Annotated in this window: 25 protein-coding genes; 16 read left to right on the forward strand and 9 right to left on the reverse strand. The window is 74.8% G+C overall.

Going from position 1 to position 23,824, the window contains the following annotated elements; all coding sequences use genetic code 11:
• Positions 1-3 precede the first annotated feature (3 nt).
• The 6 genes from AAG589_RS20055 to AAG589_RS20080 all read left to right on the forward strand — a co-directional run bounded on the left by AAG589_RS20055 (position 4) and on the right by AAG589_RS20080 (position 5,292).
• Positions 4-471 (forward strand): nitroreductase/quinone reductase family protein, encoded by a 468-nt coding sequence (locus AAG589_RS20055; protein ID WP_430569057.1) that lies wholly within the window; start codon positions 4-6, stop codon positions 469-471.
• A 61-nt stretch (positions 472-532) separates the two neighbouring features.
• Complete coding sequence (locus AAG589_RS20060) at positions 533-976, forward strand: YdeI/OmpD-associated family protein (RefSeq protein WP_430569058.1); 444 nt, start codon at positions 533-535, stop codon at positions 974-976.
• A 54-nt stretch (positions 977-1,030) separates the two neighbouring features.
• Positions 1,031-1,612: an MOSC domain-containing protein gene (locus AAG589_RS20065; protein ID WP_430569059.1), complete on the forward strand. Its 582-nt coding sequence runs from the start codon at positions 1,031-1,033 to the stop codon at positions 1,610-1,612.
• 31 nt (positions 1,613-1,643) lie between these two features.
• Positions 1,644-4,043 (forward strand): excinuclease ABC subunit UvrA, encoded by a 2,400-nt coding sequence (locus AAG589_RS20070; protein WP_430569060.1) that lies wholly within the window; start codon positions 1,644-1,646, stop codon positions 4,041-4,043.
• A gap of 61 nt (positions 4,044-4,104) precedes the next feature.
• Positions 4,105-4,389: a DUF6412 domain-containing protein gene (locus AAG589_RS20075; protein WP_430569061.1), complete on the forward strand. Its 285-nt coding sequence runs from the start codon at positions 4,105-4,107 to the stop codon at positions 4,387-4,389.
• A gap of 135 nt (positions 4,390-4,524) precedes the next feature.
• Entirely contained in the window at positions 4,525-5,292 is a 768-nt protein-coding gene (locus AAG589_RS20080; protein ID WP_430569062.1) for a YidC/Oxa1 family membrane protein insertase, read from the forward strand.
• 4 nt (positions 5,293-5,296) lie between these two features.
• Here AAG589_RS20080 and AAG589_RS20085 read toward each other — a convergent pair whose 3' ends face one another.
• Positions 5,297-5,605, reverse strand: coding sequence for a hypothetical protein (locus AAG589_RS20085; protein ID WP_430569063.1), 309 nt, complete (start codon positions 5,603-5,605; stop codon positions 5,297-5,299).
• 108 nt (positions 5,606-5,713) lie between these two features.
• On the opposite strand from AAG589_RS20085, the gene AAG589_RS20090 reads away from it, so the two are divergent.
• Positions 5,714-6,508 carry an SDR family oxidoreductase gene (locus AAG589_RS20090; RefSeq protein WP_430569064.1) on the forward strand — a complete coding sequence of 265 codons (795 nt, stop codon included), beginning with the start codon at positions 5,714-5,716 and terminating at the stop codon, positions 6,506-6,508.
• A gap of 18 nt (positions 6,509-6,526) precedes the next feature.
• Here the strand turns inward: AAG589_RS20090 and AAG589_RS20095 are convergent, their stop codons facing one another.
• Positions 6,527-7,093, reverse strand: a complete 567-nt coding sequence (locus AAG589_RS20095; RefSeq protein WP_430569065.1) for a GNAT family N-acetyltransferase — start codon at positions 7,091-7,093, stop codon at positions 6,527-6,529.
• 10 nt (positions 7,094-7,103) lie between these two features.
• Positions 7,104-7,655, reverse strand: a complete 552-nt coding sequence (locus AAG589_RS20100; protein WP_430569066.1) for a GNAT family N-acetyltransferase — start codon at positions 7,653-7,655, stop codon at positions 7,104-7,106.
• A gap of 94 nt (positions 7,656-7,749) precedes the next feature.
• On the opposite strand from AAG589_RS20100, the gene AAG589_RS20105 reads away from it, so the two are divergent.
• A complete protein-coding gene (locus tag AAG589_RS20105) occupies positions 7,750-8,910 on the forward strand; it encodes a GNAT family N-acetyltransferase (protein ID WP_430569067.1) in 1,161 nt (386 codons plus the stop codon).
• 99 nt (positions 8,911-9,009) lie between these two features.
• Here AAG589_RS20105 and AAG589_RS20110 read toward each other — a convergent pair whose 3' ends face one another.
• From AAG589_RS20110 to AAG589_RS20120, 3 genes are all read right to left on the reverse strand, one after another.
• Positions 9,010-9,675 (reverse strand): MBL fold metallo-hydrolase, encoded by a 666-nt coding sequence (locus AAG589_RS20110; protein ID WP_430569068.1) that lies wholly within the window; start codon positions 9,673-9,675, stop codon positions 9,010-9,012.
• Positions 9,676-9,693: 18 nt separating this feature from the next.
• Positions 9,694-10,596, reverse strand: a complete 903-nt coding sequence (locus AAG589_RS20115; protein ID WP_430569069.1) for an alpha/beta fold hydrolase — start codon at positions 10,594-10,596, stop codon at positions 9,694-9,696.
• A gap of 103 nt (positions 10,597-10,699) precedes the next feature.
• Entirely contained in the window at positions 10,700-11,539 is an 840-nt protein-coding gene (locus AAG589_RS20120; RefSeq protein WP_430569070.1) for an endonuclease/exonuclease/phosphatase family protein, read from the reverse strand.
• A gap of 142 nt (positions 11,540-11,681) precedes the next feature.
• On the opposite strand from AAG589_RS20120, the gene AAG589_RS20125 reads away from it, so the two are divergent.
• The 3 genes from AAG589_RS20125 to AAG589_RS20135 all read left to right on the forward strand — a co-directional run bounded on the left by AAG589_RS20125 (position 11,682) and on the right by AAG589_RS20135 (position 15,887).
• Positions 11,682-12,065 (forward strand): DUF3817 domain-containing protein, encoded by a 384-nt coding sequence (locus AAG589_RS20125; RefSeq protein ID WP_430569071.1) that lies wholly within the window; start codon positions 11,682-11,684, stop codon positions 12,063-12,065.
• Positions 12,066-12,247: 182 nt separating this feature from the next.
• The gene (locus AAG589_RS20130; RefSeq protein ID WP_430569072.1) at positions 12,248-14,575 is read left to right on the forward strand and encodes a bifunctional metallophosphatase/5'-nucleotidase; all 2,328 of its coding nucleotides are present in this window, start codon (positions 12,248-12,250) and stop codon (positions 14,573-14,575) included.
• 94 nt (positions 14,576-14,669) lie between these two features.
• The gene (locus AAG589_RS20135) at positions 14,670-15,887 is read left to right on the forward strand and encodes an ATP-binding protein (RefSeq protein ID WP_430569073.1); all 1,218 of its coding nucleotides are present in this window, start codon (positions 14,670-14,672) and stop codon (positions 15,885-15,887) included.
• Between the two features lie 319 nt (positions 15,888-16,206).
• Here AAG589_RS20135 and AAG589_RS20140 read toward each other — a convergent pair whose 3' ends face one another.
• Entirely contained in the window at positions 16,207-16,578 is a 372-nt protein-coding gene (locus tag AAG589_RS20140; RefSeq protein WP_430569074.1) for a winged helix-turn-helix transcriptional regulator, read from the reverse strand.
• A gap of 133 nt (positions 16,579-16,711) precedes the next feature.
• On the opposite strand from AAG589_RS20140, the gene AAG589_RS20145 reads away from it, so the two are divergent.
• Positions 16,712-17,080, forward strand: a complete 369-nt coding sequence (locus tag AAG589_RS20145) for a DoxX family protein (RefSeq protein WP_430569075.1) — start codon at positions 16,712-16,714, stop codon at positions 17,078-17,080.
• Between the two features lie 3 nt (positions 17,081-17,083).
• Here the strand turns inward: AAG589_RS20145 and AAG589_RS20150 are convergent, their stop codons facing one another.
• Together AAG589_RS20150 and AAG589_RS20155 are read right to left on the reverse strand one after the other, a co-directional pair.
• A complete protein-coding gene (locus tag AAG589_RS20150; RefSeq protein ID WP_430569076.1) occupies positions 17,084-18,034 on the reverse strand; it encodes a hypothetical protein in 951 nt (316 codons plus the stop codon).
• Position 18,035: 1 nt separating this feature from the next.
• Positions 18,036-18,494, reverse strand: a complete 459-nt coding sequence (locus AAG589_RS20155; protein WP_430569077.1) for an Lrp/AsnC family transcriptional regulator — start codon at positions 18,492-18,494, stop codon at positions 18,036-18,038.
• A gap of 135 nt (positions 18,495-18,629) precedes the next feature.
• On the opposite strand from AAG589_RS20155, the gene ddaH reads away from it, so the two are divergent.
• The 4 genes from ddaH (at position 18,630) to AAG589_RS20175 (ending at position 23,818) form a co-directional block, all read left to right on the forward strand.
• Positions 18,630-19,550, forward strand: coding sequence for a dimethylargininase (gene ddaH, locus AAG589_RS20160; protein WP_430569078.1), 921 nt, complete (start codon positions 18,630-18,632; stop codon positions 19,548-19,550).
• On the forward strand, positions 19,547-20,749 hold the full coding sequence (locus AAG589_RS20165) for an ornithine cyclodeaminase (protein WP_430569079.1): 1,203 nt from the start codon (positions 19,547-19,549) through the stop codon (positions 20,747-20,749). The genes ddaH and AAG589_RS20165 overlap by 4 nt, the downstream gene beginning before the upstream one ends.
• A gap of 136 nt (positions 20,750-20,885) precedes the next feature.
• Complete coding sequence (locus AAG589_RS20170; protein ID WP_430569080.1) at positions 20,886-22,091, forward strand: hypothetical protein; 1,206 nt, start codon at positions 20,886-20,888, stop codon at positions 22,089-22,091.
• A 167-nt stretch (positions 22,092-22,258) separates the two neighbouring features.
• Positions 22,259-23,818, forward strand: coding sequence for a zf-HC2 domain-containing protein (locus AAG589_RS20175; RefSeq protein ID WP_430569081.1), 1,560 nt, complete (start codon positions 22,259-22,261; stop codon positions 23,816-23,818).
• The last annotated feature ends 6 nt before the right edge of the window (positions 23,819-23,824 follow it).

Genomic DNA, 23,824 nt, shown 5'->3' on the forward strand with positions numbered 1-23,824 from the left:
GCCATGACCTCCACGCCGACCACGAAGCGCCCGAAGGGCACCCCCGGACCGCTCTCCCTGTGGATCCAGCGGCAGGCGAACGCCAGCACGGCGAAGAAGATCCGCCGCAAGGGTGGGCAGATGATGGGCATGGACCTGCTGGTGCTGCACACCGTGGGGCGCCGCACCGGCGAGGCTCGGGAGAACCCGCTGGCCTGGTTCGACGACGGCGCGGGCGGCCGGCTCGTGGTCGCGTCGGGCGGCGGCAGCCGCCACCCCGGCTGGTTCGCGAACCTCGTCGCGCACCCGGACCAGGTCGCCGTCGAGCTGCACGACACCGGCACCGTCGCGGTGACTGCCCACGTGCTCGACGACGCCGAGCGCGCCCGGGTGTGGCCGGCGATCGCCGCGGCCGCCCCGACGATCGACAAGCACCAGAGCAAGAGCGACCGGCAGTACCCGGTCGTCCGCCTCGTCCCCGTGGGCGCCTGACGTGTGCGTCCCCGGGATCCCGCGCCTCACCAGGACCACCACCGAGAGCGGAGGAACGGTGATGCGGTTCCGGTCCGTCGTCGAGCCGGCGGAAAAGATGCGGGGGCTCGAGGTGCCCCCGGAGGTCGTCGAGGCCCTCGGCGGCGGTGCCCGGCCGCCGGTCGTCATCACCGTCAACGACCACACCTGGCGGAGCCGGGTCGCGATCATGCGGGGCCGGCACCTGCTCGGCCTCAGCCGGGCGAACCGGGAGGCCGCGGGGCTCGAGGTCGGCGCGGAGGTCGAGGTCGAGCTGGCGCTCGACACCGAGCCGCGCGTCGTCGCCGAGCCCGACGACCTCGCCCGGGCGCTCGACGCCGACCCCGTCGCCCGTACGGCGTACGATGCCCTTCCGCCGGGCCGCCGGCGCCGCCTCGTGCTCGACGTCGACGGCGCCAAGCAGGCCTCGACACGCGCCCGCCGCATCGACAAGGCTCTTGCCGAGCTGCGCGCACCCGCGGGTTGAGCCCGGGGAACCAGGTCTCGACAGGCTCGACCAGCGATCTCCAGGAGGACCCCAGTGACCGTCACGGCCCCCTCGTCCACGGCCCCGTCGTCCGGCTCGACGGCGAGCGTCGTCTCGGTGCACGCGAGCGCCGTCCACGGCTTCAGCAAGCCGGCGGTCGACGAGGTGGTGCTGGTCGAGGGCGTGGGGGTCGCGGGCGACGCGCACGCCGGGGTCACCGTGCAGCACCGCAGCCGGGTGGCGCGGGACCCGTCGCTGCCCAACGTGCGCCAGGTGCACCTCATCCACGCCGAGCTCTTCGACGTGCTGCGCAAGGTCGGCCACGACGTCGCGCCCGGTGACCTGGGCGAGAACGTCACCACCCGCGGGATCGACCTGCTCGGGCTGCCCGTGGGCGCCCGGCTGACGATCGGCGGCGCCGTCGTGACCGTCACCGGCCTGCGCAACCCGTGCCAGCAGATCAACGACTTCCGGCCGGGCCTGCTCCAGCAGGTGCTGCGCCGCGGGGACGACGGCGAGGTCGAGCGGCTCGCCGGGGTGATGGGGATCGTCTCGCGCGGCGGTACGGTCCGCCCCGGGGACGCGATCGACGTCGCGCTGCCGGCCCCGCCGCACCTCCCGCTCACCCGCGTGTGACCCGCCACCCCACGATCGAAGGAGACCCTCGGTGACCGCCACCCAGTCCCGCGCCGAGTCCGCCGGCACGACGTCGCACGCCGCCGACGCGCACGACGTCATCCGCGTGCAGGGCGCGCGCGAGAACAACCTGCGCGACGTCGACGTCGAGATCCCCAAGCGCCGGCTCACGGTGTTCACGGGGGTGTCGGGGTCGGGCAAGAGCTCGCTGGTGTTCGCGACGATCGCCGCCGAGTCGCGCCGGCTGATCGACGAGACGTACTCGACGTTCGTGCAGGGCTTCATGCCGTCGCTGCCGCGCCCGGACGTGGACGTGCTGGAGGGCATCACCACCGCGATCCTGGTGGACCAGGAGCGGATGGGCGCCAACGTGCGGTCCACCGTCGGCACGGTCACCGACGCGAACGCGATGCTGCGCAACCTGTTCAGCCGCGTCGGCGAGCCGTACGTGGGCCCGCCGACGGCGTTCTCGTTCAACATCCCGACGTCGACCGCGAGCGGCGTGTTCAGCACCGGCAAGGCGGGCGGCGGGGTCGAGAAGAAGGTCGTGCGCAACCAGGTGTACCTGGGCGGCATGTGCCCGGAGTGCGAGGGGCGCGGCACGGTCTCCGACCTCGACCTGTCCGTCATCGTCGACGAGTCGCTGTCCCTCAACGACGGCGCGATCCTCGTGCCCGGCTACAAGGCCGACGGCTGGCTGGTGCGGGGCTTCTCCGAGTCCGGCTTCGTCGACGGCGACAAGCCCGTGCGCGACTACACGGAGGCCGAGCGCCACGACTTCCTCTACCGGGAGAAGGGGAAGGTGAAGGCGCTCGGGATGAACATGACCTACCAGGGCCTCATCCCCAAGCTGCGCGAGTCGATGTTCAGCAAGGCGCCCGAGTCGCTGCAGCCGCACATCCGCGCGTTCGTCGAGCGGGCCGCGGTCTTCGTGCCGTGCCCGGCCTGCGACGGCACGCGCCTCAACGAGTCCGCGCGGTCGGCGAAGGTCAACGGCGCCGGCATCGCGGACGTGTGCCGCATGCAGATCACGGACGCCGCCGCGTGGGCGCGGGGGATCGACGACCCGGGCGTCGCGCCGCTGGTCGGGAGCCTGCTGCACCTGTTCGACAAGTTCGTCGAGATCGGGCTGGGCTACCTGTCGCTGGAGCGGCCGGCCGGCACGCTGTCCGGCGGCGAGGCCCAGCGCACCAAGATGATCCGGCACCTCGGGTCGGCGCTCACCGACGTCACGTACGTCTTCGACGAGCCGACGATCGGCCTGCACCCGCACGACATCGAGCGGATGAACGGGCTGCTGCTCGAGCTGCGCGACAAGGGCAACACGGTGCTCGTCGTCGAGCACAAGCCGGAGGCGATCGCGATCGCCGACCACGTGATCGACCTCGGCCCGCGGGCCGGCACCGACGGCGGCACGATCTGCTTCGAGGGCACGGTCGACGGGCTGCGCGCCAGCGGCACGCTCACTGGCCGGCACCTCGACGACCGCGTGAGCGTCAAGGAGTCGGTGCGGGAGCCGTCCGGTGCGCTGGAGATCCGCGGCGCGGCGCAGAACAACCTGCGTGACGTCGACGTCGACGTCCCGACCGGCGTCCTCACCGTCGTCACGGGCGTCGCGGGCTCCGGCAAGAGCTCGCTCATCCACGGCAACCTCGCCGGGCGCGACGGCGTCGTCGTCGTCGACCAGGGCGCGATCAAGGGCTCGCGTCGCTCCAACCCCGCCACGTACACGGGGCTGCTGGAGCCGATCCGCAAGGCGTTCGCCAAGGCCAACGGGGTCAAGCCGGCCCTGTTCAGCGCGAACTCCGAGGGCGCGTGCCCCACCTGCAAGGGCAACGGCCGCATCTACACCGAGCTTGGCTTCATGGAGACGGTCGAGACGCCGTGCGAGGACTGCGGCGGCAAGCGGTTCATGGCGTCGGTGCTGGAGTACACGCTCGGCGGGAAGAACATCGCCGACGTCCTCGACCTGTCCGTGGCCCAGGCGCACGCGTTCTTCCGCGAGGGGGAGGCGAAGATCCCCGCCGCGCACAAGATCCTCGCCCACCTGGAGGACGTCGGCCTCGGCTACGTGAAGCTCGGCCAGCCGCTCAACACACTGTCCGGCGGCGAGCGCCAGCGGCTCAAGCTCGCCATGCACATGGGGGAGAAGGGCGGCACGTACATCCTCGACGAGCCCACCACCGGCCTGCACCTGGCGGACGTCGCGAACCTGCTGGGTCTCCTCGACCGGCTGGTCGACGCCGGCAAGACGGTCATCGTCATCGAGCACCACCAGGCCGTGATGGCGCACGCCGACTGGATCATCGACCTCGGCCCGGGCGCCGGGCACGACGGCGGGACGGTCGTCTTCGAGGGCACGCCCGCCGACCTGGTCGCCGCCCGGTCGACCGTGACGGGCGAGCACCTGGCGGACTACGTCGCCCCCTGACGCGGTCCGCCACGGGCTATCGTGGCTGGCGGAAGGTGGCGGGACGACGAGAGGGGACGACATGGGCGACGCCCTGCTCGTGCTGGCGCGCGACGTGTCGTCGTCGCTCGCGGTGTTGCTCGGCACGCCCACGCTGACGACCCTGCTCCTCCTGGTCGGCGCCGCCGGCCTGGTCGCGATGGCGCTGACCTTCGTGGCCCGCGCGACGGCGGTCGGCCCGCGCCTCGTGCCCGTCACCGCGCCCGTCGTGCGGCGCGACGGCGACCTCCCGCCGCTCGTCACGCAGAGCGATCCCCACGCGCCCGGCCGCCCCCGGCCGCGCGCTCCCGGCGTCCTCGCCGGCTGAGCTCCCGTCGGGCCCTGTCCTGACCGTCCCGCCCGGACGGCGCGCCGTCGTGCGCGCCGCGAGCGGCGACCCCGCGCGCCCTACGGGTGCTCGGCGAACGCGAACCCCCTTCCGTTCGACCGAGGACGCACCCCCATGGATCTCTTCGCCCTGCCCCCTGTCGCCGCCGTGCTCGGCGGCGCCTACCACGCCCTGATGGGCCTGTCCCACCTGCTCGAACCGGCCCTCGGCGCCGGCGCCGCGGCGGCCGCCGTCGTCGTCGTGACGCTCGCGGTCCGGGCCGCACTCATCCCGGTCGGCGTCTCGCAGGCGCGGGCCGAGCGCACCCGGGTGCGCCTCGCTCCCCGGATCGCCGAGCTGCAGCGTCGCCACCGCAAGGACCCCGAGGCGTTGCAGCGCGCCACGATGCAGCTCTACGCCGACGAGGGCACCACGCCCCTGGCCGGGTGCCTGCCGATGCTGCTGCAGGCCCCCGTGGTCGGCGTCATCTACGCGGTGTTCGTCCACGCCCAGATCGCCGGCCAGGCGAACGCCCTGCTGGGTCACACCCTGTTCGGGGTGCCGCTCGGCACCAGCGTCGTCGGCGCGCTCTCGGCCGGTGTGCCCGACGTCGCGACGGCGGCCGTGCTCGGGCTGCTCGTGCTCGCCGTCGCCCTCGTGGGCGAGCTGACGCGGCGCGCCACGCTGCCGGGCGGCCTTCTCGCGGTGCCGGCGGCGGGCGCCCCCGCCGGGGCCCCGGGGATGCGGCGCGCGCTCGGCGCGCTGCAGTTCGTCACCGCCGTCGTCGCGTGCGTCGTCCCGCTCGCCGCGGGGCTGTACCTGCTGGTGACGGTGGCGTGGACGCTGGTCCAGCGGATCCTGCTGCGGCGCCGGTTCCCGCTCGACGCCGACGCCGCAGGGTGACGGCTCAGAGGCCCGTGAACGCGGCGACGTCGCCGAGGAGGGCGTACATCACGGCCGCCCCGGCGACGCCCGCCGCGACCTGGGCGACCGGATGCAGGCGATCGTGCCGCTGCTCCCAGAGCGTCCGGGCCGTGGCGGCCGTGAGCGCGCCGATACCGGCGGACATGAAGGCCTGCCCGACCTGCAGCAGGGCCGCGCCGCTCGTGGCGAGGCCGGCCAACCAGGCGAGCGCGCCGAACGACCCGGGCACCGTGCCGGCACGGACCAGGTTCGCGCGCGGCCGGTCGTGCGTGGTCCCGTCCTCGTCGCTCACGTCCCGCACCGTACCGGCCGCCCTGGCGGTGCCGCCGTCACGTCCGGACGGCCGGCGTCGTCGGAGGTGCAGGACGCGCGGTGGTCGCGCGACGACGAAGGAGGAGCGATGAGCGCACGCATCCTGGTCACGGGCGGCACGGGGCACCTGGGCCGGCTGGTGGTGCCGCGGCTGGTCCGGACGGGCGCGCAGGTGCGGGTGGTCAGCCGCAGCCCGCACGCGGAGGGCGACGGCGTGCGGTACGTCGTCGCGGACTGGGCGACCGGCGAGGGCCTGGCGCAGGCCGTGGCCGACGCTGACGTGATCGTGCACCTCGCGGGCGACCAGCTCCACAACGAGCCGATGGCGCGGGCGCTGGTGCGGGCGGTCCGGGACGCCGGCACGGCGCCGCACCTGGTGAACGTCTCGGTGGTGGGGGCGGAGAAGGTGCCGGTGCGGTCGGGCTTCGATCGCCGCGCCCTCGGCTACATGGCGAGCAAGCTGGCCCAGGAGCGGGTGCTGGAGGAGTCCGGGATCGCCTGGACCAACCTGCGCGCCACGCAGTTCCACGAGCTGGTGCTCATCGCCGCCCGGGCGCTCGCGAAGCTGCCGGTGGTGCCCACGCCGTCCGGCTGGCGAGCACAGCCGGTCGCCGCCGACGAGGTCGCGGCCCGCCTGGTGGAGCTGGCCCTCGGCGACCCGCAGGGGCGCGTGCCCGACCTCGCCGGGCCGGAGATCCACACGTTCCGCGGGATGGTGCGGTCCTATCTCGACGCCGTCGGGTCGCGACGCCCGACGATGCCGGTCCGCGTGCCCGGCGCGGCGTCGCGGGCGTACGCGGCGGGCGGCAACCTCGCGCCCGACCGCGCCGTCGGCAAGCAGACGTGGGCGGAGTTCCTGGCGGAGCACGTCGAGCGGCGCTGAGGCGTGGCGGACGCCGCCTCAGCGCATGACGGCCGCGAGCTGCGCGTCGTCGAGCGGGCGGTCGGCGAAGACCAGGCGCACGGCCCCGGGGTCGGGGTTGCCGGCGTCGGGGCCGCGGTGCTGGAGCGTCAGGCCGAGCTTGCGGGCGACGGCCGCCGAGGCGAGGTTGTGCTCCAGCAGGTAGGCGATCACCGGAAGGTCGGGCCGGACCTCGCCGGCGCGGCGGATCGCCGCCCGGGACATCTCGGTCGCGTACCCCTGCCCCTGTGCCGCGACGGCGAACCGGTACCCGAGGTTCCAGAAAGCGCCGTGCAGCACCGAGCAGCCCCCGTACCCGACGATGCCGGGCTCCCCCCGGCGGCGGACCGTCCACGGGCCCAGCCCGTCCGCCTCCCAACACGCGGTGCGCCGGGCGACGTCCGCCGCGCTCTGCGCAGGGTCGGTCTGGCGCAGGCTCGGGTAGTGCGTCCACACGCGCGGGTCGCTGCCGATCGCGAAGAGCTCGTCGACGTCCGCCGGCACCGGCCGGTACAGGTCGAGCCGGTCCGTGCGGTCCTCGGCCGGAGGGAGAGACGCTGAGGCCACGCTCGGGAGCCTAGGCAGCCCGGTCGCCCTTGAGGACGCCGTACACCAGCGTGTCGGTCCACTCGCCCTTGGACCACCAGTCCTGGCGCAGGTGGCCCTCGCGGCGCATGCCAACCCGCTCGCACAAGCGGGCGGACGCCTCGTTGCGGGAGTCGAGCTGCGCGACGACGCGGTGCATGCGGTAGAAGTCGAACGCGAGGCCGAGGACGGCGCGGACGGCCTCGGTGGCGAAGCCCTGGCCGGTGTGGTCGGGGTGGAAGACCCAGCCGATCTCGCCGCGGGAGACGGTGTCGCCCGTCGTCCACAGTGCGACGTCGCCGACGACCTGGCCCTCGTGCTCGACGACGAGGGCCAGCGCCGACCCCGGCTCGTCGATCCGGGTGCGGGCGAGGCGCTTCGCGAGCTGGGCCTCGGCCACCTCGGGGGTCCAGGGGTCCTCGAGCAGGTAGCGCGCCACCTCGGGGTCGGCGTAGTAGGAGAGCAGGGGGCCGAGGTCGTCCGCGCGGTGCGCGCGCAGGACCAGGCGGCCCGTGGTCACCGGCAGCGGGGTCTCGGTCGTCATCGCAGGCACCCTACGCGTCGGGGCCCCCGACGTGCGACGTCGCCCGTCGAAAAGCCCGTGACGCGGACCACCCTCGCGGCGCACCGTGGGACGCATGAGCACCCCCGCGACCACACCGACGTGGCGCCTGGTCGAGCCACCCCGCGCCGACCGCCTCGACGTCCCCGAGGCCTGGGCGCACCACGGCGTCGCGGCGCTCGAGCGGGCTGTCGCGCTGACCGACCTGGGGCACGACGACTTCGCGCCCCGCGCCGTCGACCTGCTGGTCGACGACCTCCACCAGGAGCACCTGCGGCGGTGCCGCCTCGTCGCCGTGGTGGACGACGGCGCCGCGTCGCCGCGCGTCGTCGGGCACGGCGACCTCACGCTGCCCGTCACGGACAACCGGCACCTGGCCGTCGTGCGGGTCGCGGTGCACCCCTCCTACCGGCGGCGGGGGATCGGCTCGGCGATCGCGGACCGCCTCCGCCGGGTCGCCCTCACCGAGGGGCGCACGACGGTGTTCGCGGAGGTCGAGCTCGCCGACGAGCCGGCCGCGGACGCCCCCGACGCGCTCGCGCCCGCCGAGGGGCCGGGGCGCGTCTCCGCCGACCTGCCCGGGATGCGCCTCGCCCGGCGCGCGGGCCTGGGGCTGGAGATCGTCGCGCGCCGCTCCGTGCTCGACGTCCCGCTGCCCGACGACGTCGTCGACCGGTTCGTCGCCGACGCGGCGGCCCACGCCGGCGACGCCTACCGCCTGCACACCTGGCAGGACCCGGTGCCCGAGGAGTGGGTCGACCAGCTCGCCGCGCTGGAGCAGCGGCTGACGGAGGACGAGCCGAACGGCGGCCTCGCGCTCGAGACGGAGCGGTGGGACGGGCCGCGGATCCGCGGCGAGGAGGCCAAGCGCGCCGAGCGGAGTCAGGGCGCCCTGGTGACCGCCGCCGAGCACGTCGCCACCGGCACGCTGGCGGGCATGACGCTGCTCGTGTGGGACGCCGACCGCCCCGAGCTCACCGAGCAGGAGAGCACCGTGGTGCTGCCCGAGCACCGCGGCCACCGTCTCGGCATGCTCCTCAAGGCGACGAACCTGCGCGAGCACACCCGCCTGCGCCCCGCCACGCGCCGCATCTCCACGTGGAACAACGAGACGAACGCGCCGATGCTGGCGATCAACGTGGCGCTCGGCTTCCGGCCCGCCGGCGGGTCGGCGGAGCTGCAGGCACCGTTGTCCCGCTGGACCAGCCTGTCGAGACCCGCCCCCACCGCTGGTTGAGCCTGTCGAGACCCGCCCCCACCGCTGGTTGAGCCTGTCGAAACCCGGTGACTGGATTTCGACAGGCTCAATCACCGGTCGTGCTGGGTGTCGACAGGCTCAGCCGGCGAGCGGGACCTCGAGCGGCTCGCCCGGCGCGAGACGGCGGTACTCGGCGCCGCCGAGCCCGCCCACGAGCCGGTCCACGAGCCCGTGGCCGGCGTCGTTGAGGATCGCGTCGTGGATCGGGACCGCGACCCGGGGCGACACCTGCCGCACGTAGTCGACCGCCTCGGCGAGCTTCATCCAGGGCCCCGCGACGGGCACGGCCAGCACCTGGAGGCTTGTGCCCGGGGGCGCCGGGGCGAACGAGTCGCCCGGGTGCAGCACCGTGCCCTCGACGAGGAACGCGACGTTCGCGGGCCGGGGCACGTCCGGATGGATCGTCGCGTGCTCGTGGGCCAGGGCCTGCACGGCGAACCCGGCCGCATCGAACGACGCGCCGTCGTCCACCGCGTGCAGCCGCTCGGCCGGCGCGCCCGCGCCGGCGAGCTGCTCGACGACCGGCGCCGGCGCCCACAGCTCCGGTGCCGCGTCGGCGGCGAGCGCGGCCGCGACGCGCGGGACGTCGACGTGGTCGGGGTGCTCGTGGGTGACGAGCACGGCGTCCGCGCCGTCCAGCATGCGCGGGTCGGTGAAGGTCCCGGGGTCGACGACGAGGACGCGCCCGTCCCGCTCCAGCCGGACACCGGCGTGGCCCCAGGTGGTCAGGGTGAGAGATGGCATGGCGTCATCCTCCACCCGCTACCCGCGGGTGTGCTCCACGAGCTCCGGCAGCAGCACGTCCCACGACGTCGGCGGCGGCACCTGGTGGCCCACGTGCTCGAGCAGCAGCAGCCGCGCGCCGGGGATCGCGGCCGCGAGCGCCGCGCCGTGCCCCGGGAACAGCGGGTCCTCGGTGCCGTGCACGACGAGCGTCGGCACGCGGATGTCGGCGAGCGTGCCGGCGAACGGCGCTCCTGGCTCGGCCGCGAAGTGGTTCGTCCCGGCCGTCGCGTCGATCGAGCGCTCGACGGCCCGGGTCGCGACCGCGCGGGCGCGTCCCTCGTCGAACGAACCCCGGCCGGTGAGCGCGCGGTCCTCGGCGACGGCGGCCTCGACGAGCGCGGCGGTGTCCGCGGGGTCGGGGTACGGACCGTCCCACAGGCCGCGGAGCTCGGGTGCCGGCCGCGGCAGCTCGTCCTCGTCCGGGCCGCGGACGACGGGGGTCGTCGCCACCAGCGTGAGGGACACGACGCGGTCCGGGCGCTCGAGCGCGAGCTCCTGTGCCATGACGCCGCCCGCCGACATGCCGACCAGGTGCGCGTGCTCGGCGCCGACGGCGTCGAGCACGCGCAGGGCGTCCTCGGCGAGGTCGCGGCCGGTGTAGTCCGGCGCGCCGGGCGGGCAGGTGGTGGAGCGCCCGGTGTCACGGTGGTCGTAGCGCACGACGTGCCGGCCCCGACCGGCGAGCGCGAGGCACAGGTCCGCCGGCCAGCAGTCCATCGGCGACCCGACGCCGCCGAGCAGCAGGATCGTCGGATCGGCCGGGTCGCCGACGGCCTGGAAGCACAGGCGCACCCCGTCGACCTCGGCGTACCGCTCCGGGCCGAGCGCGTCGCCGTCGGCGGGCCCGATGCCCGCGGTCCCCGCGTCTGCTGTACCCACGCCTGCTGTCCCCGTGCCTGACGTCATGGAGGGCCAGACGCCGGCGGGCCGCCGAACTCATCGGCGACGGGGGCGCGGACCCACGGGGTGTGCAGGCGCCGGGTCAGGAGAGTCGCAGCAGCGCCTGCACGGGCGTGTGGTCGCTGGGCCAGCGGCCGTCGCGCCGCCAGGTGTTGATCGCCGCCGTGCGCACCTCGGCGCCGGCGGTGGTGAGGATCCAGTCGATGCGCTCCCCGCCGGGCACGGGGTCGCCGTAGTCGGGGAACGTGCCGACCTCGGGCGTCAGCCGCTCGGCCGCCGCGCGCCACGTGTCGAGCAGGCCGCCGTCGGTGACGAGCACGTCGTACGGGGCGGAGCCCTCCGTCGGCGCGTTCGTGTCGGCCGTGAACACCGCGGGCAGCCCGGCGCTCGCGATCTCGCCGAGCACCACGCGGGCGCCGCGCTCCCGCGCGTCGGCGGACTCGTGGTCCAGGTGGGAGTTGACGTGCAGCAGCTCGCGTCCGGTGCGCTCGTCGCGGAACCGGGCCCACGTCACCACGCGCGGGTAGACGTGGTCCCACGTCGAGCCCGCCAGCCGGGGCGTGTCCGACAGCCAGTACTGGTCCCACCACAGCAGGGTCAGCCGGCGCGCGTCGTAGACGATCGCGGCGTGCTCCCCGGCGGCCCCGCCCTCCCGGCCGTGCCCCACCCACCGGTAGCCGTCGCCGAGCGCGCCGGCGACGGTCGTGAGCTGGCCGAAGCGCGCCTCCTGCACGCCGAGCAGCGTCGGGCGCTCCCGGGCCAGCAGCTCCGTGACGAGCGGCGCGCGGTCCGGCCAGTGGTCCGGGCTTCCGGAGGTCGTGTCGTCGATCGCGACGCGGACGTTGAGGCTCATGACGTGCAGCAGGTCGTCGTCGGGCGCGCCGACCAGCGGGGCGGCGGGGCCGGGGAAGGCGTCGGGCACGGCCGCCACCGTACCCGCGGCCCCGGCCGCCGCCGGGTGCGCCCGGGCGGTGCCGACGGGCTGTCACCTCGTCGGGCGGGACGACGACGCACGTCGGGCAGACTGGGCGCGCCGCCGTCCCGCACCGCCCGAGAGGTCCCGCATGTCTTCCGCGTCCCCGTCGCCCGCCCGCCCGCCGCTGTCCGTCGTCGGCCGCGTGTTCGCCGTCGTCGCCGTGATCGAGGCGTTCACCTGGGCGGGGCTGCTGGTCGGCATGTTTCTCAAGTACGTCACGGAGACGACGGAGGCGGGCGTCTGGCTGTTCGGGCGCCTGCACGGCGCGGCGTTCGTCGCGTACGTGGTGGTCGCGCTGGTCGCCGCCGTGAAGCTGCGCTGGGGCTGGTTCCGCGCGCTGGTGGCGCTCGCGGCCGCCGTCCCGCCCCTGACGACGCTGCTCGCCGAGTGGTGGCTGCGCCGCACGGGCCACCTGAGCGCGCCCACCGAGCCCGCCGAGCCCGCCGAGGTAGTTCGAGTCTCCGCGAGGTAGTCCGAAACCCCGCGAGGTAGTTCAGATCCCCGTGAGGTAGTTCGAACCCCCGCGAGGTAGTTCGAACCCCCGCGAGGTAGTTCGAGCTCCCGTTCTCTCCCGGTTCTCACGGTCGTCATGCCGCTGTCGCACGACGCCGCTACGGTGACGCCCACCACAGTCCTTGTCACCGGGAGCACCCCATGTCCTCTGCTCGGCCCCACCTCCGCCGGCGGACCGCCGGCGTCGCGTGCGTCACCCTCGCCCTCGCGGGGGTCACGACCGCCGGCGCCGTGACGGCCAGCGCCGACCCGATCGTCGACGTGCAGATCCTCGCCACGAACGACTTCCACGGCCGCATCCAGGCGAACGGCACCGAGGCCGGCGCCGCGGTGCTGGCGGGCGCGGTGCAGCAGCTGCGCGCCGAGAACCCGAACACGGTGTTCGCGGCGGCCGGCGACCTGATCGGCGCCTCGACCTTCGAGTCGTTCATCCAGCACGACAAGCCCACGATCGACGCCCTCAACGCCGCGGGCCTCGACGTGTCGGCGGTCGGCAACCACGAACTCGACCAGGGCTACGACGACCTGACCAGCCGCGTGATGGCGCCCTACGACGCGGACACCAACCCGTACGGCGGCGCGCAGTGGCAGTACGTGGCGGCCAACCTCAAGGTCAAGGCGACGGGCGACGACGCCGTCCCCGCCACGTGGATCAAGGACTTCGGCGACGTGCAGGTCGGGTTCGTCGGCGCGGTGACGGAGGAGCTGCCCGCCCTCGTCAGCCCGGCGGGCATCGCGGACCTCGAGGTGCGCGGCATCGTCGACTCGGTGAACGAGGAGGCCGACGCGCTCAAGGCCGAGGGAGCCGACCTCGTCGTCATGCTGGTGCACGAGGGTGCGGAGTCCACGGACTGCGCCTCGATGCCGACGGCGGACAACGCGTTCGCGAGCATCGTGAACGACGTGAGCCCCGAGGTGGACGCCATCGTCTCCGGGCACACGCACCTCGCGTACGACTGCGCGTTCCCGGTGGACGAGTGGGCCGGCGAGGCCGTGACCGAGCGGCCGGTGGTCTCGGCGGGCCAGTACGGCTACAACCTCAACCAGCTCACGTACTCCGTGGACGCCGCGACCGGCGAGCCGGTGGGCGTCGAGACCGGCGTCCTGCCGCTCGCGGGCAACTACCCGGCCGACCCGGACGTCACGACGATCGTGTCGGACGCCGTCAAGGAGGCCGACGTCCTGGGCGCCGAGCCGCTGGGCGAGATCGGCGGGGCGTTCCACCGCGCCAAGCTGTCGTCCGGCGCGGAGAACCGCGGCGGCGAGTCGACGCTCGGCAACCTGGTGGCCGAGGTGCAGCGGTGGGCCACCGAGGCGCCGGAGTCCGGCGAGGCGCAGATCGCGTTCATGAACCCGGGCGGCCTGCGCGCCGACATGGTGGGCTCCGGCACGGACGCCTTCCCGCGCACGCTCACCTACAAGCAGGCGGCGGCGGTGCAGCCGTTCGCCAACACGCTCGTCAACATGGACCTCACGGGCGAGCAGCTCAAGGCCGTCCTCGAGCAGCAGTGGCAGCGCGACGCCGACGGCAACGTGCCGTCGCGGCCGTTCCTGCGCCTCGGCGTCTCCGACGGGTTCACGTACACCTTCGACGCGAACCGCGAGGAGGGCGACCGCATCACCGGCATCTGGCTGGACGGCGAGGCGATCGACCCCGCCGCGTCGTACTCCGTCACGGTCAACTCGTTCCTCGCCTCGGGGGGCGACAACTTCCGCGCCTTCGCGGACGGCGCGAACGCCCGCGACACCGGCAAGGCCGACCTGGCCGCGTTCGTCGACTACATGGCGAGCCACGCCGCGGACGAGCCGCTCGCGGTCGACCCGAGCCAGCGCGCCGTCGGCGTCTCGTTCCCGGCCGACGCGCCGGAGGCGTACGCGCCCGGCGACACGGTGTCGTTCGACGTCTCGTCGTGGTCGATGTCGGCCCCCGGCGACGTCACCGACCCGGAGCTCACGGTCACCCTCGGCGACCAGGAGCTCGGCACCGCCGCCGTCGACAGCACCGCCGGCGCCGAGCCGTACGACACGACCGGCACGGCGTCGGTCGCCGTCGAGCTGCCGGCCGACGCCCCCGCCGGCGCCGCCTCGCTCACGCTGTCGGGCGCGGCGACCGGCACCGAGGTGACCGTGCCGATCGAGGTGACCGAGCCCGCCAAGGCCACCCCGACCCTCACGGTCGACGCGCCGGAGACCGTGGTCGCGTGGCTCCAGCCGGCGCGCCTCGACGTGTCGGTCGAGACGCCCGACGGCACGCCCACCGGCAAGGTCACGGCCACGATCAAGGGCAAGAAGGTGGACGCCGACACGCTGAACCGGAAGGGCGACGCCCGCCTGTGGGTGGGGCCGTTCAAGCCCGGCACCGTGGAGGTGGAGCTGCGCTACTCCGGCGACGACGCCACCGAGGCTGCCACGACGACGACCACCCTGCGGGTGAAGAGCCTGTGGGAGGTCATCTTCAGCAGCCTCTGACCGACGCGGCGGACCTTTCGCAGCTGTGTCTTGCTGACCTTAGGTGGGTTTATCCGATCTAGATAAACCCACCTAAGGTCGCTAAGGTCGAGCGATGGACGCGGTGTCGAACCCCTATACACCCAACGCTGGGGCCGAGCCACAAGCAGTCGTGGGACGCGACGACCAGCTGGCCTCGTTCGACCTGCTGCTCGGCAGGTTGGTGCGGGGGCGAACCGAGCAGTCCATGATCATCACCGGGCTGCGCGGCGTCGGGAAGACTGTCCTGCTCGGACAGTTCCGCCTCAAGGCGCTCAATGCCGACTGGGTCGTCGTCGAGCTCGAGGGCAGCAAGCACGCCGACGACGCGTTCCGGCGGCTCCTGGCGGCCAAGCTGCGCACGGCGCTGTACGAGATCGCTCCTCGCGCTCGTTGGAGCGACCGCCTGCGGCGGGCCGCGGGGATCCTCAAGTCGTTCAGTGTGCGAGTCGATCAGGACGGCAGCTTCCAGGCAGGGCTCGATGTCGACGTCGTCACCGGCTTCGCGGATCATGCTGACCTCGCGCTCGACATCACGGATGTCTTCGTGGCCCTGGGTGAGGCCGCACGCGAGCATGACCGCGGACTCGTCCTGCTCTTCGACGAGATCCAGTTCTTGTCCGCCCGACAGCTCGAGGCAGTCATCGCCGCGCTGCACAAGTGCGTCCAACGCAAGCTGCCGGTGACGCTCGTGGGCGCCGGTCTGCCCCAGATCGCCGAGCTGACCGGCGACGCAAAGTCGTACTCGGAGCGACTCTTCAAGTTCCCTGCCATCGGATATCTCGGCACGGACGACGCAAGGCGAGCCTTTGCCGAACCAGCGAGCGAAGAGGGCGCCGAGTTCAGCGAGGAGGCGCTGGGCCTGGCAGCGGAGATCTCGGGTGGCTACCCCTACTTCATCCAGGAGCTGGGTTCGGCGGTCTGGCTTCGCGCTCGAGGTCCGGTGATCACCCTCGACGACGTGCGGGACGCGGAGCCCGTCTACGCGTCGAAGCTCGACTCATCGTTCTTCCGCGTGCGATTCGATCGGGCGACGGAGCTGCAGCGCGTCTACATGCGAGCCATGGCGGAGCTCGGACCTGATGCTCAGAAGGCCGCGGCCGTCGCGGAGGTCATGGGTCGCGACTCGACACAGGTGGCTCCCACCCGCGCCGAGCTCATCAACATGGGCCTGCTCTACACGCCGGAGCACGGGTACGCGGCCTTCACCGTTCCGCACTTCGATCAGTTCATGCTTCGTGCCATGCCCGAGCTGCGCGTGCCGCCGATCCGCAAGCGGGGAAAGCGAGAATGACCGCGACCGTGCGCTCGAGGCGCACCTGTTCGACCGTCGGCACGAGCGCCGCGTCGAAGGGCTCGGCCTGGCCCCCGAGTTCTGGGGCGGGTGCGCCGGGTCCTGGCTGTCAGCCCGGACCAAGCCTGCCTGACACGTCCTGAGGTCCGCTGGCGCGAACGGTCACCGTCCTGTGTCGTCATCCGTCGAGGGCGCTGGCTCTCCCATGTCGTGGGTGGCCGGGCATCCGCTGGTCATCCACACGACCTGCGCCGACGCGCTGGAAGCACTGTGGGGCGGAAGCCCGTCGGGGACAGCGAGGGGGTGACGCCGTGCCGGCTCACCGGGCGTCGAAGGTCTCGCGGTTCGCCTCGATCGTGGGGTTGTTCGCGATGGCCCAGTCGGCCAGGGCGAGCGCGGGGCCGATGAGCGTCGCCCCGATCTCCGTCAGCTCGTACTCGACGCGCGGCGGCACCTCGGCGTAGGCGGTCCGTGTCACGAGACCGTCCCGCTCGAGGTGCCGCAGGGTCAGCGTCAGCATGCGCTGGGAGATGCCGGGGATGCGCCGCTGGAGGTCGGTGAAGCGCAGGCGCTCGTCGTCGAGCGTCGTCACGACCAGGAGCGTCCACTTGTCGGCCACCCGGTCGAGGATCCCGCGGATCGCCTGCCCCTGGTCGCCGCGGATCCTGCACGTGTCCTCGTAGTGCGACATGACCGTCTCCTGTGCGTCACGAACACCGGTGTGCCTTTTGTAGGCCCTCCGATAGTCACGAATGATGCGGCTACGCACAAGTCGTCACCATTGCGCCGCACCATCGTCCGGCGCCCGAGAGTCGGAGAACACCATGACCGTCGCCTACTGGATCGTCGCCGCGCTGCTCGCCGTCTTCTACGGGTACGCGGGCGGCAAGAAGGTGCTGCAGGCCAAGGAGCAGCTGCGGCCCATGATGGGCTGGGTCGACACGATCCCGATGCCCGCCGTCCGGGTGATCGGGACGCTCGAGATCCTCGGGGCGATCGGCCTCGTGCTGCCCCCGCTCACCGGCGTCGCCCCCTGGCTCGCGCTCGTCGCGGCGGCCGGGTTCGTCGTGCTGCAGGTCGGGGCCACCGCGCTGCACCTCTCCCGGGGCGAGAGGAACGTCGTCGGGCTCAACCTCGTCCTGGTGGTGCTGGCCGCGGCCGCGGTCTGGCTCGCCACGGTCTGGGTCGGCTGACACCTACCAGCCGCAGGCGTCGCGCACCAGGTCGTAGGTCGCGGCGCGCTGCTCGTCGGTCATGGGGACGTGGACGACCGGCTGCGGGGCGCCGTCGACCTCGGCGTGCACGGGCAGGAACGTGCCGCGCTTGTCCTCGGCCACCACGTGCGGGTCACAGCGCGCGGGCACGAGGTCGAGCACGACCTGGCCGTCGGCCTGGCCGGCGAGGTCGTCGCCCGTCCACGCGTCGCCGGCGGCGGGGGTGAGCAGGGTGGTGCCGGTGATCTCGACGAGGCGCACCGGCGGGCCGCCGGGCACGGGGTCGACGGCGAGGGTCAGCCGTCCGCCGGGTGCCTCACCGTCCGCGGTGCGGACCGTGGCGGACTCGACGCCGGTGACGCGGAGCGCGACCCCGGACGCGACGAGGCGCTCGGCGCACGCCTCCGCGTGCACGGCGGAGAGGCGGCCGAGCGGGTCGGTGACGTCCACCTGGACGGCGGTCCCGCCGTCGGCGTCGGAGGCCGCGTCCCGGGGATCGGTGGTCAGCTCGCCCGGCGCCAGGCGGACGGTCGCGGTCGCCACCGGCGTCGTCTGCGCGGCCGCGCCGGTGAGCGGCTCCGGGGCGTCGGCGTCGCAGTCGACCTCCCCGAGCCGCAGCCGCACGTCTCGTCCCGCACCGGGCGCGAGCGTGCGGGCGCGCGGGTCGCCGTCCGGGGTGCTCGGCCCGAAGCCGGGGGCGTCCAGGGTGCCGCCGAGCAGCGTCACCGCGCGGTCCGACCCGTTGACCACGTGCAGCGCGGCCGTGCGGTCGGCGTACTGCGTCCGGTCCTGTCGCAGCGCGGCGGTCAGGGCCGGCGCGACGTCGGCCGGGAGGGGCTCGGTGTCGTCCCCGGGCGTGGTGCAGGCCGCGAGCGCGGCCGCCACCCCGAGCGCGAGGCCCGCGATCCCGACGACGGCGCGGCGGGCGCGCACGTCACGCCTCCTCCGCCGACGACGTGCGGGCGGGCCGGTCGATGACGCGCGTCATGACCAGCGACGTTCGGGTCTTGTCCACGCGGGCGCTGCCGCGGATGGCCTCCACCGTGCGCTCCACGTCGGCCATGTTCCCGGCCATGATCTGCACCATCGCGTCGGCCTCGCCCGTGACGGTGTCCACGCGCACGATCTCGGGGATGGTCGCCAGGTCGCGGCGCAGCGTGGCGGGGGAGACGTTGCCGCGGCAGAACAGCTCGACGTACGCCTCGACGCCCCAGCCCAGCTCCTCCGGCGACACCCGCACCGTGAACCCGGTGATCTCGCCGCGGGCGATCATGACGTCGATGCGCCGTTTCACCGCGGGCGCGGACAGGCCGACGTCGGCGCCGATGTCGGCGTAGGTCGCGCGCCCGTCGCGCAGCAGGTGCCCGACGATCCGCCGGTTCAGCGCGTCCATGTCGTCACCATGCCGTCCCCATGCGGTCTCATGCCCGAATTCTTCAGCCGCCGCGCACGATCCGCCAGGTCCAGCCCGGATACGCGCAACGGATCGCGCGTCGTGCGCAACGTCCGCGGCCCTAGCGTCCCGGACATGACGGCCCTCACCACGCCGACGACGACGTCGGCCACGGTTCCTCAGCCCGAGAGCACCCGGGAGCGGACGGCGACCCCGCGCCGCTTCCTCATGTGCCCGCCCACCTACTTCGACGTGGTCTACGAGATCAACCCGTGGATGGACCTCGGCGTGCCGGTCGACGCCGGCCGGGCGCTCGCGCAGTGGGAGCACCTGCGCGCCACCTACGAGGCCCACGGCCACCGCGTCGAGCTGATCGACCCTGTGCCGGGGCTGCCCGACATGGTGTACGCCGCGAACGGCGGCGTCGTGCTCGGCGGGCGCGCCCTGGCCGCGCGGTTCACCTACCCGGAGCGGCGGCCGGAGGGCGCCGCGTACGAGTCGTGGTTCGCCGGCGCGGGCGACGGCGTCACGAGCCTCGGCCAGGCCGCGGAGCAGAACGAGGGCGAGGGCGACCTGCTCCTGGCCGGCGACGTCCTGCTGGCCGGCACCGGCTTCCGCACCTCCCGCGCCGCGCACGCCGAGGTCGCCGCGCTGCTCGGCGTCGAGGTCGTGACGCTCGAGCTCGTCGACCCGCGCTACTACCACCTCGACACGGCGCTGGCCGTGCTCGACGGCGGCACCTCACCCGCGACCATCGCGTACCTGCCGGAGGCGTTCAGCCCCGCCTCGCAGGCCGTGCTCGCCGAGCGCTACCCGGACGCGGTCCTCGCGACGCCCGAGGACGCCGCGGTGCTCGGCCTCAACGCCGTCTCGGACGGGCTCCACGTGTTCCTCACCGACCGGGCCACCGGGATGCACGCCCGGCTGCGCGAGCGCGGCTTCGAGCCGGTCGGGGTCGACCTGTCCGAGCTGCTCAAGGGCGGCGGCTCCGTGAAGTGCTGCACCCTCGAGCTGCGCCCAGCCATCACCCCCGTGAGCCAGGAGGCCCGCGCATGAGCACGCACCCGAGCACGGTCCCGTTCCTCGACGTCGCGTCCATGGCACGCTGGGTGGCGCACCGCGGCCCGGAGGCCGTCATCGGGCGCCTCGTGGACACCCTGGAGGCCGACTTCGCCCGCTGGCCCGACCTGGACAAGCGCCCGCGGATCGCGTCGCACTCCCGCGACGGCGTCATCGAGCTCATGCCGACGTCCGACGACGTCACCTACGGCTTCAAGTTCGTCAACGGCCACCCCCGCAACCCGGCGCGCGGCTACCAGACGGTCACCGCGTTCGGTGTCCTCGCCGACGTGCGCAACGGCTACCCCACGTTCCTCGCCGAGATGACGCTGCTCACCGCGCTGCGGACGGCGGCGACGTCGGCCCTGGCCGCCCGCTACCTGGCACGCGCCGGCTCGCGGACCCTCGCGCTGATCGGCGCGGGCTCGCAGTCGGAGTTCCAGGCCCTGGGCATGCGGGTCGCGCTCGGCATCACGCACCTGCGCGTCTGGGACACCGACCCGGGCGCGCAGGCCAAGCTCGCCCGGCACGCGCGGGCCCTCGGGTTCGAGGTGCACGAGGCGACCAGCGGGGAGGACGCCGTCACGGGCGCCGACGTCGTCACCACCTGCACGGCGGACAAGGCGAACGCGACCGTGCTCACCCACGACATGGTCACGCGCCTGGCCCACCCGGGCGTGCACGTCAACGCCATCGGCGGGGACTGCCCCGGCAAGACGGAGCTCGACCCGGCGATCCTCCGAGCCGCCGACGTGTTCGTCGAGTACGAGCCGCAGACCCGCATCGAGGGCGAGATCCAGCAGACCCCGGACCTCGTCGTCACGGAGCTGTGGGAGGTCGTGGCCGGCCGGCGCGAGGGGCGTCGGGGCGCGCCCGCCACCGCGGGTCCGGGCGGCACGTTCGCCCGGCACGCCGGGGACCGGCGCACGCCCGACGACACGACCGTGACCGTCTTCGACTCCGTCGGCTTCGCCGTCGAGGACTGGACCGCGCTGCGCCTCGTGCGCGACGACGTCCCCGCGGACCTGCTGCAGCACCTGGACCTCGTCGCCGAGCCGGAGGACCCGAAGGACCTCTACTCCCTGGTGGCCGCCGCCGAGCAGGAGCAGCGCGCCGACGCCCGGCAGGCCCTCGACCGGCTCATGGGCCTGGCCGGCCGCGGCCGCGTCGAGGCGCTCGCGACCGCGCGGCGCTGACCCGCCCGCGCCTCCGTCGTCCCGCCACCTGAGACCGGGCTGAACAGGGGCTTGCCGAAACCCTGGTGCGCGCTGCCATCATGAGCCCCGCGAGCGCGCCGTCGGCGCGCTCCGGACACCCAGGGACGGGGGCACCGTGACGGAGACCGGCGGTGACGACGCGCCGTCGCGCGCCGGGTACGTCGACGACGCGATCCGCCGGATGCGGGTCGCCGCCGCGGCGGCGGGACGCGGGGGAGCACCGGGCGCCGCCGGCACCGCGGACCCGGAGGTGCTGCGCGCCGCCGTCGCGACGCTCCCGCCGGACGACCAGCGGCTGCTGTGGGCCACGCACGTGCAGCGGCAGGAGCCGTCCGCCGTCGCGGCCGCGCTGGGCACGCACCCCCGCGCGGCGGCCCGCCTCCTGCCGCAGGCCGAGCAGACCCTCGCGGCGGCGCTCGCGGACGCGCACGCCCGCGGCTGCCCGCCGGGCTGCGCCGACACGCGGCGGGCGCTCGACGACCTCGTCCACCGTCGGGTCCCGGCCGGGCAGGAGGCGTTCGAGGACCACCTGCTCGACTGCGCCGCCTGCCTGCGCGCGTTCGTCGACGTGCGCGAGCCCGCCTGGGCGCTGCGCGACGCCGGGCCGCGGCTGCTCGCGGGCGGGTGGCACCCGCCCGCGGTCGCGGCCGCGGCGGGCCCGGGCGACTCGTCCGGCGTCGTCTCGCGGCCCGCGCGCCGGCAGAGCTGGCTGATCGTCGCGGGCACGGTCGCGTGCGTCGCGGTGGCGGCCACGGCGGTCGCGCTCGGCAGCGGAGACCCCGCGCCGGCAGCGCCCGACCCCGGCTCGTCGCCGGCGGCGACCACCGTGGGCACGGTGCCCGGCGGCGGCACGTCGCCCGCGTCGTCATCCTCGTCCGTGCCGCGGGGAGACGGCGGCGCGAGCGCGTCGCCGACGCCGTCCGGGGACGCGTCGGCGACGCCGTCGGGCGAGCCCTCGCCGACCCCGTCGTCGGACGACGCAGCCGCGACGTCCGACCCGTCGACATCGCCCACCTCGTCGCCCGGGCGCGACGAGCCGACCTCGTCGTCGAGCTCGCCGTCGTCCGGGTCGCCGGGGTCGTCGGCGTCGGTGCCGTCGTCGGAGGACCCCGGACCGTCGACGGACGACACGGACACGCCGACCGACGACTCCGGCACGTCGACCGGCGGCACCGACACGGGGACGGGCGAGACCCCCGATGCGGGGGAGACGGAGTCTCCGGAGGAGCCCAGCGCGACGCCGTCGTCGACGCCGAGCCCGACCGCGACGCCGACCTCCGACCCGGAGCCCACGGACGGGTCGGAGCCGCCCACGGAGTAGCGCTCGGCGCCACCGGGGACGTCGCTCCGCCGCGTGGCCCCGGGCCAGGGGATTTGCCATCGCCCCGTGGACCGCTGCGATCATGGCCCCCGGCGTGCCCGTGCCGCGCGCCGTGATCGGCCCGCGACGGCGGGCACCGGCGAGCATCGGCAGGACGGGGGCGTCGCGTGACCGCGATCCACGACGGCGACGCGCCCGCGCGCCGGGGCGCCGTCGACGACGCCATCCGGAAGATGCGCGCGGCGGCCGCGGCGGAGGGGCGGGACGACGCCCCGGGGGCCGCCGGCACGGCCGACCCCGCGGTGCTGCGCACGGTGCTCGCGACGCTGCCCCACGACGACCAGCGCCTGCTGTGGGACCGGCACGTCGTGGGGCGCGAGCTCTCGGCGATCGCTGCCGAGCTGGGGATGCACGCCCGCGCGGTGCTGCACCGCCTGCGTCGCGCCGAGGAGCGGCTGGGCGCCGCGTTCGCCGCCGCGCACGCCCGCTCCTGCCCGCCCGGGTGCCTCGACACGCGGCAGTCGCTGCACTCCTACGTGCGCCACCGCCTCTCGCCGCCGCGCCGCACCGTGCTCGAGGCGCACCTCTTCGGCTGCCAGGGCTGCATGCGCGCCTTCATCGACGTGCGCGAGGCCGGCTGGGCGGTGCGCGACGCCGGCCCGCTGCTGCTCGCGGGCACGGCCGCCGGCGCCGCCGCGAGCGCGCCGGTGGTCGTCGGCGCGCTCGGCGCGGGGACGACGGGCGCGGGCGCGCTCGCGTGGTCGGGGCCGGTCGGGGCCGTGCTGCTCGCCGCCTGGGAGTGGGTGCGGGCGCTCGCGCTGCGGGTCGGCCAGCTCGGCCAGCAGCTCGGCACGGCCGGGATGATCGGCGCGGGCACGGTCGCGGGGGTCGCGGTCGCGGCCGTCGCCGTGGCGATGAGCGGCGGCGGGGGCGGCGGTCCGGCCGCCGCGCCCCCGGCGCCCGCGCCGACGTCGTCGGCGGTCGCCCCGGCCCCCGCCCCGACCGACGCGACGGCGCCCGACGCCCCGGCCGAGCCGAGCGCGACGTCCTCCGCTCCGACGCCGCAGGACACCACGCCGCCCCCTGCGTCGGACGGCGCGACGCCCGACCCGGGGACGACGCCGACCACCGCGCCGACCGGATCACCGACCGGGTCGCCGGGCACGACGCCGTCGTCGCCGGAGCCGGGAGACGACCCGGAGCCAGGGCGGACGCCGTCCCCCGACCCGTCCGGCTCCGCCCGTCCGACGACGCCGCCCGCGTCGCCGAGCCCGTCACCCTCCACGTCGCCGTCGACGCCGTCGACGTCGCCGACGTCGCCGCCCTCGACGCCCGACCCCTCCCCGACGGACGAGCCGTCGATCCCGGAGGAGCCCGAGCCGGAGCTCGTGGTCACCACCGTGACGGTGTCGGCCAAGGCCGGGTGGCACGACCGCCGGTGGTACCGCGTCGTCGCACCCTCGTCGTCCACCGTCGTCGAGGTGCGTGCCGAGGACGACCACGTCCTGGTGCTCAGCAACAGCACGGACGGCTGGACGGTCGGCGTCCCCCGGCGCGGGTGGGGCGATCCGAGGTACTACAGCATCGAGGTCGACGTCGAAGCCCCCGAGGACGTCGAGCCGACGGTGACGCTCGAGCGGATGTCGTCGGAGTCCGACGACGAGGCGGCACCGAGCGCATCACCGAGCGCCTCACCGAGCGCGTCGCCCAGCCCGTCCGCCGGTTGAGCCCGT

It is taken from the genome of Isoptericola sp. F-RaC21, assembly GCF_038593535.1.
Taxonomy (GTDB): Bacteria; Actinomycetota; Actinomycetes; order Actinomycetales; family Cellulomonadaceae; genus Isoptericola.